This is a genomic window from Acholeplasma equirhinis, from assembly GCF_017052655.1.
GTDB classification, from domain to species: Bacteria; Bacillota_I; Bacilli_A; order Acholeplasmatales; family Acholeplasmataceae; genus Acholeplasma; species Acholeplasma equirhinis.
Genome location: NZ_JAFIDC010000001.1, coordinates 896111 through 908503, shown reverse-complemented (window position 1 = coordinate 908503; position 12393 = coordinate 896111). Strand labels below are relative to the sequence as shown.

Genomic DNA, 12393 nt, shown 5'->3' with positions numbered 1-12393 from the left:
GTAACAAAATGAAGCTTAAATCAGGCAAAAAACTTCAAATTCATAGTTATAAACATGATAGTTCACTTCATCGTGTATGGACTTCATCTTTTGTTATCGATGATACAGCCTCACATTTAGTTACTGGAAATCAAGCAACTAAAGTTATTGAATCAGATGGTAGAAGTTGGTATACTAAAGAACCTGCAATTTGTTACTTTTATGAAAAAGAATGGTTCAACATCATTGCTATGCTTAAAAAAGATGGTATACATTATTACTGTAATATTTCATCACCATATTTATATGATGGTGAAGCTATTAAGTATATCGATTATGACTTAGATGTTAAAGTTTTTCCAACAGGTAAACACTTCGTGTTAGACCAAAAAGATTACGATGAACATTCGGCCTTAATGAATTATCCAGAAGATGTTCAAAAAATCATTTTAAAGGCTATGGAAGACCTTAAAGTATGGATTAAAGAAGAACGTCCACCATTTGATAAAAGAACCGTTAAAATGCATTATGAGCAGTTTAAAGTAATTTTAGAAAAGTATAAAGCAAGACAACAATCTAAAAATAAATTTAAATCAGATGAAGAATAAGAATTGGGTAATCCAATTCTTTTTATTTGTTTTGACAATAATATTCTTTGTACTATAATAGATATACATCTCTAAAAATCAAGAAAAATATATATTGCATAAAGGGGGAAAGATTATGCATGCAACTACTAAATTAAGTGACGATCTTAAGTATGATTTAATCGTTAAAAGAATTGAAGAACGTGGTGTAAAATTAGAAGAAATTGCTGAAATTACACTGGATCTTCAAAAGAAATATTTACCAGAATTGACACTAGATATTTGTATGGATCATATTAAACGTGTCATCATGAAAAGAGAAGTCCAACATGCAGTTTTAACTGGACTTGAACTTGATATTCTAGCGGAAAAGGGTTTGATATCAGAACCACTTTCAACTTTATTAAAAAGCGATTACGGTCTATATGGTATCGATGAAATTTTAGCATTATCGATTGTTAATGTTTACGGTTCAATTGGATTAACAAACTTCGGTTATGTTGATAAATTAAAACCAGGTGTTATGAAAAAATTAGATAATAAATCACCAGATAAAAAAGAAGTACATACTTTCTTTGATGATATTGTTGGTGCAATAGCTGCAGCTGCAGCAAGTTCAGTTGCCCACAAATATGCAGAATCTGAAGCCGTTGTTAAAGCTTACGAAAAAGAAGCTTAATTTTTAATTTTGCTTTTTAAATATTTGAACTGAATTAACAATATTGAAGTTTTTGAAAAATAAAGTATAAATCCCTAACCATTTGGCTAGGGATTTTATTTAAAACACTTTAAAAAATATAAAAAATTCATTATAATGAAGGTAGATTATCAATCTTAAATTGCAAAGATTGTAGGGGAGAGCATCAATGCAATTACTTTTAATGAACCTTTCTTTATTTATATATTCGATTATTTTATTATTGGCTGTTCTAATCTCAAACTCGAAAACTAAACATCAAGGAACTTCGGATAGATTATTTAGTTATTTATTAATCACTTCGATCATTACATTAATCTTTGATTTTATGTCTCGTTTTGATGGTACTGCGATGGCAATTTTTCCATTTCTAAATCATTTGGGTAACTTTCTTTTATTTAGTGTGAACCCACTGCTTCCAGTATTATGGTTTATGTATATTCATTATGAAATTTATAGTAACGATAAAATATTAAAACGTTTTATGATAGCATCAATTCCAATCTTTGTTTTTAATCAAGTATTAGTGTTTGGTACACTTGCTTATGGTTGGTTATTTCATATCGATGAAGGAAATATATATCAAAGAGGACCACTTTATTTAGTACCTGAATTCATCAATTTAGTCATTATTATTATGACCTTCCTTATATTGATTATAGCTAGAAATAGATTAATCAAATCTCATTTCTTGATGTATTTAATTTTCGGATTGTTACCAATTCTTGCGCTCATTGCACAAAGTATTCACTACGGTATTCCTTATACATTACATGCGATTACTCTATCTATTACAATACTTTATATATTTGTTCAAAACAAACAAATGAAATCTGATTTTTTAACAAATACTTTTAATAGAAGACAACTGGATTTCTATATTGAAGATAGAATTAAACAAGCAAAAAGAAATGGCACCTTTACAGCAATATTTGTTGATATGGATGATTTTAAACAAATCAATGATTCGTATGGACATCCTGTAGGTGACCAGGCCTTAGTAAATGTTGCTGAAATTATTAAATATAGTGTTGAGAAGAATGACTTTGTCGCACGTTTTGGTGGAGATGAATTCTTCATCGTTACATCTAAACATGCAAAGAAAGATATTGAAGCGATTATTGATAAAATTCAAGAGAATATTCATGTTTTCAATCTAAACAATCCAACATATAAACTTCAAGCATCTATCGGATATTGTGTATATAATAAAGAAATTCATCCAACACTCTATGAATTCCAAAAAGAAGTAGACCAATTAATGTATAATCAAAAACATGCAAAAAAATAAAGACTTTGAAAGTCTTTTATTTTTATGTCTTGTGTATCACTATTTGGTTGAAGTTAAGAAAAAAAGCATTTCAGGGGATACGATTCTCCAGAAGGATTCATTATGTATAGCACCTTCATAAACTCTAAAATAAATATGATTTGAATATTTTCTTAAAGCATCAGCAAGCTCTTCATTAGTTTTTATATAAATCAATCCATCTTTTGGATCACCTTTAGACGATTCATTTGAACCAACTGTAATAAAGTATCTTTGGTCAGCTGATGGTTTGATTGAATTGATTAAGTTAAGATATGCTTGCTGATTGTACCAAGAAGCATTTGATAACATACCAATGCGACCAAAGATATTTTTATACTTTAGTCCAGCGAATAAACTTATGACCCCACCCATAGAACTACCTGCAATGAATGTATTTTCTTTATTTTTTAAAGTGTTAAAAGATTGATCAATAAATGGTTTGAGTTCATTTGCTATAAAATCAACATAAGATTCACCATAATAAGGTTTTTCAAATTTGATTTTTAAAGTATCTTCGATAGTTTTCACATCAACAGGTGAATATTCAATTAATCGATCAGAATTATTATCGATCCCTACAATCATCATTGGTTTCATTATCGCTGCATGAATCATTGATTCTAATGTCTCACCAATTCGCCATGAAGTGCCATATGCAGCGTCCTTATCATTAAAAAGATTTTGCCCATCGTGCATATATAAAACTTGATATGGACCTTCAATTTGATCAGGTATAAAGATTCTTAAATCTCTATTCATTTTTAAAATATTTGAATAAATTGATATATGTTTAATCATGAAACACCTCGGTATGTCTACCTTTATATTATCATGAAGGCAAAGAAAAACCCTTCGAAGAAGTCTTCGAAGGGTATAAATTCAACTGGAGCCGGTGAGCAGGATCGAACTGCCGTCTAAGCCTTGGCAAGGCCTTGTAATAACCATTATACGACACCGACGTCGTGCTTTATTATGATAACAAATATCGCCATAAGTTGTCAACACTATTTTAACATTTTTTTGACTTTTTTTAAACTTTAATTTTTAGTAGAATTTACCCCATAATTTATGTATGTTCTTTTTTTAAAAAGAAGCAAGATTTTTTACAATAATTTGAAGTATTTTACATGTTATAATGTTTTTGATAGGAATGATTATATGAAAAAGATTTATAAATTCTTAATTACAATTGGCATTGTTTTACTGGCAGGATTCTTAATAGGTTATTTAAACACCTTGTTTACATATGAATTTATATGGGCAAATTTTCAAAAGGGTATGAGTATCTACCCTTTTTATATACATATTCTATTTATGTTACTTGCAATATTTTTTGCAATACTTTTTCATGAACTTGGTCATTTCATAACTTTTAAAAAATTAGGTATTGATGTTAAAGCAATGTATGTACTTTGTTTCGGTATTGTAAAAATAAATGGAAAATGGAAATTAAAGTTTATTCCAAAGTTCTTACTTTTATTAGGTGGTATCGTAATACCTGATAAAATTCAAATTAGAAATGAAGCTAAAGAAGAAGAAATTATTGATAAGTTTAAAAAAGTCTTAATTGCAGGTCCGAATACATCAATCATTTATGGTAGCACCATTTTAATTATGTTCTTAGGATTCTTTTTCACACCTTTTTATGCATTGAATGGATTCTTATTCAGTTTTAATTTATTAACACTCCTCATGACCATTCTTGCAGTACTTTCTAGTAAAGTTTCAAATGGTGGTATTTACGGAGATTATGCAGCTATAAATGCATTTAATAATGATCAAATGTTTAGAATGGTATATCTATTACAATTGGTAACACTAATTGAAAGAGATGAAGAAAGTCTAGAGTATCTATGGAAGAAAGTGATTCATTTACTTTCTATGCATTCACAATATCGAAATAGACTATATTTAAACTTGGTTGCGCATTATATGCAAGAAATCACATTTGAACAAAAAATCGGATGTGTCACCATTGAAAACAAACTGAAGAATTTAGAGAACAAATTCGGTAATTCAGAAGATAGTTTTATGTTGTATCATTTCTATATTTACTATAATCAAGCATTAGGTAACTTTGATAAAGTGGAAGAATTACTGAATAAAATTCCGGAAAAGAATTTTAAAGTTGATAAAAAAGTTGCTGAGTATTATGAAAGATTAACAAATCATTTACTTAAAAAGAAAGACGAAAGTGCATATTTGAATGATCCGAAAAACAATTACTCAAGTTCAGTAAATTGGTTATATGCACCACTTGAATTAAAAAATCATTTAGATGATATAAAGTGATTAAAATTAAATTGTTTATTTCATAATTTAAATTTAATTTCAAAAGACAGACTTTTCATGGATAACTTTGTTATAATATGAAAAGTATAAAAAAAGATTGGAGTTTGCATCATGTTGATTTTTGCTGTGATTTTATTTGTAATCACGTATATCTTATTCTTTGTGTTCTCTAACCATAAACATTTAATTGCACTTGGTTCTGCACTCTTATTTGTTTTAGTGGGAACAATGCCTATAGAAGGTATTTTAGCTGCTGTTGACTGGAATATTATCCTAATGTTATTTGGGATTATGGGAGTTGTCAATTTATTTATTGAATCTGGCATGCCTACTTTAATTGCTGATAAATTGATTGAAAAATCTAAAAATTTTAAGTGGACAATTATTTACTTAGCAATGTTTGCAGGATTAGTATCAGCATTTGTTGATAATGTTGCAACGGTTGTCATTATTGCACCGATTGCGATTATGATTTGTAAAAAATTAAATGTCTCACCCGTTGCACCAGTAATTGCAATTGCACTTTCATCAAATCTAGAAGGTGCAGCAACTTTAGTTGGTGATACTACAGCTATCATTTTAGGTAGTGCATTAAATATGACATTCTTTGATTTCTTTTGGTATTTAGAACGTCCAGGGTTATTTTTTATCATTCAAATTGCACTTGTTGCGTTTACCGCAGTTTTATATTATCTATTTAGAAAACAAAATGAACCAATTGATATTAGTTTAAATGGCGATAAAGTCAAAGTGAAAACTTTCTTTCCAACAGTCTTACTTGGAGCAATCATCGTTTCGCTTGTGATTTCATCATTTATTCAAAGCGATTTTGCTTTATTAAACGGACTAATTTGTGTTGCCTGGTTCTTAGTTGGTTTAATCTATCAATCAATTAGAGATAAATCAGTAAGAGAAGTGATCCCTCACATCAAAGAAATTGATTATCAAACACTTTTAATTTTGATTGGTTTATTCATTATTATTGAAAGTATCGGATATGCTGGTGTGATTGATGCAATTGGTCAATTCTTTGTCAGTGTTTCTAGTGGAAATCTATTCTTGTTATATACATTAATTGTCTTTATTTCAGTAATTGTTTCAGCATTTATTGATAACATTCCATATGTTGCAACCATGTTACCGATTATTGCTGTTGTATCAACTGCACTTGGTGTAGATCCAACTGTTCTATACTTTGGTTTATTAAGTGGAGCAACACTTGGAGGTAACTTCACACCAATCGGTGCATCGGCAAACATTGCTGCATTAGGTATATTAAAAAAAGAAGGTTATACAGTATCACTTAAAACCTATCTTAAACTTTCTGTACCAACAACAATTGTTACAGTCTTAACAGGTTATGTTCTGATTTGGTTAACGTTCGGTTTATAATAATTTTTTGAAAGTCTCATAATTTGAGGCTTTCTTTTTTTATTTTATAATTAAGTATTGAGGTGCATTATGATATATGTGTGTTTATTAAGAGGCATTAATGTTGGTGGTAAAAATAAAGTTGAAATGAAAAAATTAAAATCTGAGATGTTAACTAACGGATTTCAAAATGTTGTGACCTATATTAACTCGGGTAATATTATTTTTGAAAGTGAAGAAACAGATATTTTAAAACTCCAAGGTCAAATTCATGATCTTATAATAAATGTCTTTGATGTCGACAGTAAAACACTTGTTATTTCAAAAGAGCAATTTGTTGAAGTCGCAGAAATGATTCCACCACACTTTAAAAATGATGATGAATTTAAAGCAGATGTTTTGTTTTATTATCAGGATATGACGCAAGAATTAATAGATACAATTCCGATGAAAGAAGGCGTTGATGAAGCGATTTACCTTAAAAATGCAATGATCGTTGGAGTGAGTAGGAAGAACCAACCTAAAAGTGGTTTAATCAAAATCGTAGGAACAAAAGTTTATATGCATCTTACAATTAGAAATGTAAATACAGTAAGAAAGATTAAAGAGTTACTTTGATATGTAAAATAAATGAGTTAATGATAATTTTTTGATAAGATAAAAACTATCACTTAAGAGGAGAATTATATGGACAACTGGAAAAAACAGGTAACGACCTTTCTAATTAGCCAAGTCGTTTCTCTGATGGGATCAATGCTCGTAATGTATACAATCATGTGGTATGTTACATTAGGCACTCAATCAGGAAGTATGATGACAATCATGGTTTTATGTTCATTTATACCTGCATTAATATTTGCACCATTCGCTGGTGTTTGGGCAGATAGACTCAATAGAAAAGCATTAATGATTGTTGCAGATTTAGGCATTGCTGCAGTCACGTTAGTGATCGCTATTCTATTTATGTTTGGTATTAGAGATTTATGGATTATCTTTGTGGTATCTGTTATACGCTCTATTGGACAAGCAGTCCATTCACCTGCAGTATCTGCAGTCTATCCACAAATTGTTCCAGAAGATAAACTTTTAAAGGTACAAAGTATCAATCAAAGTATTCAATCTTCATCAATGGTATTAATGCCAATGCTTGCAGGTCTTTTATTTGCGACAGTGCCAATTGAATACATTTTATTGGTTGATGTTGTTACCGCTGCAATTGCTGTCTTTATCTTAGTGACATATGTTAAGATTCCAAAACATAAAGCAGAACTTGAAAATGTCAAAATTGAATATATGAAAGATATTAAGAGTGGAATCAAATATGCATTTAACCATAAATTTGTTTTAAGTCTTTTAATCTTTGGTGCACTATTCATGTTCTTAGTTGCTGCACCGTCATTCTTGACCTATCTACAAGTTGCAAGAGTATTTGGTGCAGAAGAATGGCGATTAGCTGTTCTTGAAACACTATTTGGATTAGGTATGGTGTTAGGATCTTTATTCATTACCTTTTGGGGTGGTTTTAAAAACAGATTAAAGACATTCTTTATGGCATATGCTGTGATTGGGATAGGAACCGCACTTCTAGGTATTCCATTTGACTTTTGGTTCTACATTGGAGCATGGTCATTAATTGGTTTCTTTATTTCAATTTCAAATCCAATCCTACCTACATTAATTCAAGAAAAAGTTGAACCTGAATACTTAGGTAGAGTGTTCTCTGTCTTTGGATTGATCTCACAAACATCAATGCCACTTGGTATGTTACTTTTTGGTCCACTGTCAGATTTTACTGATGTTTCATTAATCATATTGATTGCAGGTATTTGTATGATATTACTCGCTCTCTTCCCATATACACGTAAGAAATTAATGGCTGAAGGATTACCTAAAGTTAAACCACAAGAATTAGAAATCACACAAGAATAAAAATTATAAAAACTAAAAAATGTAAAAATAGACCAGAACAGAAAAATATTCTGGTTTTTAATTAAAAAGAAACGCCGCTATTTCTAGCGACGTTAAGGGTGTACTGTAAATGGTGCCCCCAGCGAGAATCGAACTTGCAATTCATCCTTACCATGGATGCGGTTTGCCACTAACCTATGGGGGCCTTTGAAGCGTGCAAAATGATTATATCAAAGACTTTATTAAAAATAAAGCCCTAATTTTTTAGATTCTAATTTACTTACTTTAACATTATTGAAGTAGAATCTCAAAAATTCCTTATATTGTCTATTTAAAGCCAATAAATTAGTTTTTTTGGATGTTATTTTGAAATAAAATTTTTTGTAAATGTTTTTTGTTGTTATTTGTATAAATACCGTGTATAATGATTGTAGGTGAAAACCAAAAGAATTAGTCTGGACGAGAGTTTGGATACGAAGAAGGAGTAACGCATTTAATGAAGGGTACTGTTAAATGGTTCGACGCAGGTAAAGGCTACGGCTTTATCACTGCTGAAAACGGTAAAGATGTATTTGTTCACTATTCAGCAATCAAAGCTGATGGCTACAAATCATTAGCAGAAGGCGATGCGGTTGAATTTGAAATCAAATCAAGCGACCGTGGCGATCAAGCTGCAAGCGTATTAAAAGTTTAATTCGCTAATTGAAATAAGAGGTTTATTCGTAAACCTCTTTTTTTTACAAAAAGTTTGCTATAATGAAGTCAAAAGGGGCGATAACAATGAATCATGATCTCTTGGAAGTAGATAGATTACATTTTAATGAATTGCGTGAATCAGTAGGCGAAGAAAAGTTTAATCGTTTACTAAACGAATTTGTTAAAAAGTTTGTCTATGAATCCATTACAATTGACGGGAAAAATGCTTTATCTTTTGAAGATTGTTCTAATCTCTTAGAAAAGAAAGTAATTGTGACATCTCTGCCTGAACGTGAACAAAAAGAAGCGTTAAATTATCTAAACGCATTCTCACATGTGTTTAAACTGTGTGTTTCAAGAAGAAGACTTGACGAAGAAATATTAAAAGACTTACATGAAATGTTAGTTGAAGGTATTTTTGTTGGAGGTCATTACAGAAAAGTAAATATTCAATTACCTGGTTCAATGCATCAACCACCAGATTATGTAAAAGTTTACGATCGAATGGCTAAATTCTTTTATGACCTTGAACATTTTAAAGGTACTGCACTTCAAAAAGGTGCATTTGCACATGCAACGATCTTTAAAATATATCCATTCTTAGAAGGTAATGGACGACTTGCAAGACTCGTTTTAAATTACATTCTAATCTTTGATGGGTATATGCCATTCTCAATTCCTGTTGATCAAAAAGATCTTTATTTACAACATTTAGACACCTTCAAAGTAGAGAAGGATATCTCACCATTTGTAAACTACATTTACACACTTTTACTTGATTCTTACGAAAAATATATTGATTATCTTGAAAACTAAAAAATCCTTAACTGGATTTTTTTATTATGTTATAATAAGTTAGGTGATTAAAATGGCATTAATGATTGGTAAGATCAATACCTTAAAAGTTGATCGTAAAACAGATATCGCATACAGTTTAAAGGATGAGAAAGGTGAAGAAGTCTTTCTTCATGTCAATGAATCCGGACGCGAAGAATTAAAGAAAGGCAGCTTAGTTGAGGCTTTTTTATACTATGATGCGAAAGGTAGACTTGCAGCAACATTAAGCAGACCAAAAATCACTGTTGGAGACCCCGGTGAGTTAGAGGTTGTTTCAGTTAGCCCTAATTTAGGTGTGTTTCTTGATTTAGGTATTTCAAAAGATGTACTTTTATCTAAGGATGATTTACCTAAAGATGAATCTTTATGGCCACAAGTTGGTGATAAAGTTTATGTTGACTTAAAAATTAAAACTAGAATGACAGCAAGACTTGTTCCGCCACAAGAATTCCGTGTGGTATTAGGCAACCTTGAAATTGGTGAAGAAATTGAAGGTTTTGTGCAAGGTATTGGTAATATTGGATACTTTATACTAACTGCGCCAGGTAACATTATTTTAGTTAAAAAATCAAACACAAGACATTCATATCGCTTAGGGGAACCAGTTTCTGTTAAAGTAACTTATGAAACTAAACAAGGTTATGAAGGTAGTTTAAGTAAATTTAAAGAAGAAGTGCGTTTAGATGATTCGAATATGATTTTAGAATATTTAGAATCACATGGTGGGGTTATGCCTTATACTGCTGATACTGAAAGTGAACTCGTTGTAGAAACTTTTGGTTTATCTAGAAAAGCATTTAAACGTGCACTTGGCTTATTATATAAAAAACGCAAAATTAATTTTAAAGACGGAAAGACATATTTGGTGAAAGAAAATGAGTAAAGACAAGAAATTAGTTGAAAGCATTACATCTCGCGACGTTGATTTCTCCCAATGGTATACAGACCTTTGTTTAAAAGCAGAATTAATGGATTATTCAGATGCAAAAGGCTTTATTATTTATCGCCCACTCGGTTATGCAATTTGGGAAAACATTCAAAGTTACTTAGATAAAAAATTCAAACAAACTGGACATCAAAATGTTTACATGCCGATGTTAATTCCAGAATCATTATTCAAAATTGAAAAAGAACACGTTGAAGGTTTCGCACCTGAAGTTGCCATGGTTACAACAACCGGTGTTGAAGATCTTGCTGAAAGATTATTGATTAGACCAACATCTGAAGTACTATTTGGTACACACTATGCGAAGATTGTTAAATCACATAGAGATTTACCAAAACTTTACAATCAATGGTGTTCAGTTGTTCGTTGGGAAAAGACAACACGTCCATTCTTAAGAGGTAAAGAATTCTTATGGCAAGAAGGACATACAGTCCATTCAACTGCTGAAGAAGCTAAAGCTGAAACATTAAAAATGTTAGATATCTATGAAAAATTAGGTAAAGAGCTTTTAGCAATTCCATTTGTTACAGGTAGAAAAACTGAAAAAGAAAAATTTGCTGGTGCTCTTGAAACTTATTCAATTGAAGCATTAATGCATGATGGACAAGCTTTACAATCAGGTACATCACACTATTTTGGTCAAGAATTTGCTAAAGCATTTGGCATTAAGTTTACAAATACCAACAATGAATTGGAACTTGCTTACCAAACTTCATGGGGTGTATCAACAAGATTAATCGGTGCAGTCATTATGGTTCATGGTGATGATGAAGGTTTAGTCTTACCACCATACCTTGCTCCAACTCAAGTCGTAATTATTCCTATTGCAGCAAATGAAGAAGTTACCGCCACTGCTAATAAATTGAAAGCAGATTTAGAAGCGCGCGGTATCAGAGTTTCACTTGATGATTCTAAGAAGTCACCAGGTTGGAAATTTGCTGAGTATGAAATGAAAGGTGTACCACTTCGTATTGAAGTTGGCCCACGTGACCTAGAACAAGGTAATGTTCAAGTTGTCTTCCGTCATACAAGAGAAAAATCATTACTTGCAGTAGAAGATGTATTAGAATTTGTAGAACCAGCGATGGCTAAGATGCATGAAGAAATGTATCAAAATGCAGTTAAGCATGTAGAATCACACACCTTTACTGCTAAATCATATGATGAATTTAAATCATATTTAAAACAAGGGGGCTACATTAAAATGTCAGTATCTGGTCAAGATGCTGAAATTCAAATCAAAGCAGAAACCGGTGCAACTGCACGTGTTATTGTCAATGAACCACTTGTTACAGAGACTTGTCCAGTGACAGGTAACCCTGCAACTACAACAATTCTTTTTGCAAGAGCATATTAATTTAAATAAAATAGACTGTTCATTTTATCAAAGTGAGCAGTCTTTTATTTTAGTATGAGAAAGTTAGAATTTGAATTAATTATAAAGGTGAAAGAATCAAAAAAGTAGATTTCTAATCTATTTTGGTTTCTAAATCTTTTAAGTTCTTTTTGCGTTTTGGTTCTGGAACCGGATCGTATTTTGGTTTGAATAAAGGATTGCAAGTTAGGATACGTCTAGTCGTTAAAAAAGAAGCATAAACAAAGTTATGTTTTTCGTAAGCTTCAATGGCGTAATTGCTACAAGTTGGATTGTGTCGGCACTTGTGCATTTTACCACCTGATAAATTTTTTTGGTACCAACGAATGGCTTTGATAGCTAATTTTTTCATACAACTTATTATACAACTTATGTTTTTAAAAAAGTAAATAA

The 12393-nt window shown here is 30.8% G+C and carries 13 protein-coding genes and 2 tRNA genes; 11 read left to right on the top strand and 4 right to left on the bottom strand.

The genetic code is table 11. From position 1 onward, the window contains the following. Positions 1-8: 8 nt before the first annotated feature. The 3 genes from JV173_RS04270 to JV173_RS04260 all read left to right on the top strand — a co-directional run bounded on the left by JV173_RS04270 (position 9) and on the right by JV173_RS04260 (position 2554). A complete protein-coding gene (locus JV173_RS04270) occupies positions 9-587 on the top strand; it encodes a DUF402 domain-containing protein (RefSeq protein ID WP_205735051.1) in 579 nt (192 codons plus the stop codon). A 115-nt stretch (positions 588-702) separates the two neighbouring features. Continuing rightward, positions 703-1245: a phosphatidylglycerophosphatase A family protein gene (locus JV173_RS04265; RefSeq protein WP_205735050.1), complete on the top strand. Its 543-nt coding sequence runs from the start codon at positions 703-705 to the stop codon at positions 1243-1245. Positions 1246-1432: 187 nt separating this feature from the next. Then, positions 1433-2554 (top strand): GGDEF domain-containing protein, encoded by a 1122-nt coding sequence (locus tag JV173_RS04260; protein WP_205735049.1) that lies wholly within the window; start codon positions 1433-1435, stop codon positions 2552-2554. Positions 2555-2593: 39 nt separating this feature from the next. Here JV173_RS04260 and JV173_RS04255 read toward each other — a convergent pair whose 3' ends face one another. Then, on the bottom strand, positions 2594-3373 hold the full coding sequence (locus JV173_RS04255; RefSeq protein ID WP_205735048.1) for an alpha/beta hydrolase: 780 nt from the start codon (positions 3371-3373) through the stop codon (positions 2594-2596). Between the two features lie 86 nt (positions 3374-3459). Further along, positions 3460-3534: transfer RNA gene (locus JV173_RS04250), tRNA-Gly, on the bottom strand. Between the two features lie 199 nt (positions 3535-3733). Between JV173_RS04250 and JV173_RS04245 the strand changes: the two genes are divergently transcribed. From JV173_RS04245 to JV173_RS04230, 4 genes are all read left to right on the top strand, one after another. Continuing rightward, positions 3734-4867: a M50 family metallopeptidase gene (locus tag JV173_RS04245; RefSeq protein ID WP_205735047.1), complete on the top strand. Its 1134-nt coding sequence runs from the start codon at positions 3734-3736 to the stop codon at positions 4865-4867. A gap of 111 nt (positions 4868-4978) precedes the next feature. Next, a complete protein-coding gene (locus JV173_RS04240; protein WP_205735046.1) occupies positions 4979-6259 on the top strand; it encodes an ArsB/NhaD family transporter in 1281 nt (426 codons plus the stop codon). A gap of 69 nt (positions 6260-6328) precedes the next feature. Next, on the top strand, positions 6329-6856 hold the full coding sequence (locus JV173_RS04235; protein ID WP_205735045.1) for a DUF1697 domain-containing protein: 528 nt from the start codon (positions 6329-6331) through the stop codon (positions 6854-6856). 69 nt (positions 6857-6925) lie between these two features. Continuing rightward, a complete protein-coding gene (locus tag JV173_RS04230) occupies positions 6926-8167 on the top strand; it encodes an MFS transporter (RefSeq protein WP_205735044.1) in 1242 nt (413 codons plus the stop codon). A 110-nt stretch (positions 8168-8277) separates the two neighbouring features. On the opposite strand, the gene JV173_RS04225 is transcribed toward JV173_RS04230, so the two are convergent. Then, positions 8278-8351 (bottom strand) — tRNA-Thr (locus JV173_RS04225). Positions 8352-8642: 291 nt separating this feature from the next. Here JV173_RS04225 and JV173_RS04220 point away from each other — a divergent pair. From JV173_RS04220 to proS, 4 genes are all read left to right on the top strand, one after another. Beyond that, positions 8643-8840, top strand: coding sequence for a cold shock domain-containing protein (locus JV173_RS04220; protein ID WP_205735043.1), 198 nt, complete (start codon positions 8643-8645; stop codon positions 8838-8840). A gap of 86 nt (positions 8841-8926) precedes the next feature. Then, positions 8927-9658 carry a Fic family protein gene (locus JV173_RS04215; RefSeq protein ID WP_205735042.1) on the top strand — a complete coding sequence of 244 codons (732 nt, stop codon included), beginning with the start codon at positions 8927-8929 and terminating at the stop codon, positions 9656-9658. 52 nt (positions 9659-9710) lie between these two features. After that, a complete protein-coding gene (locus tag JV173_RS04210; RefSeq protein ID WP_205735041.1) occupies positions 9711-10562 on the top strand; it encodes a S1-like domain-containing RNA-binding protein in 852 nt (283 codons plus the stop codon). Continuing rightward, complete coding sequence (proS, locus tag JV173_RS04205; RefSeq protein WP_205735040.1) at positions 10555-11982, top strand: proline--tRNA ligase; 1428 nt, start codon at positions 10555-10557, stop codon at positions 11980-11982. Before JV173_RS04210 ends, proS begins: the two co-directional genes overlap by 8 nt. A gap of 112 nt (positions 11983-12094) precedes the next feature. On the opposite strand, the gene yidD is transcribed toward proS, so the two are convergent. Further along, a complete protein-coding gene (gene yidD, locus JV173_RS04200; protein WP_205735039.1) occupies positions 12095-12352 on the bottom strand; it encodes a membrane protein insertion efficiency factor YidD in 258 nt (85 codons plus the stop codon). Positions 12353-12393: the final 41 nt, after the last annotated feature.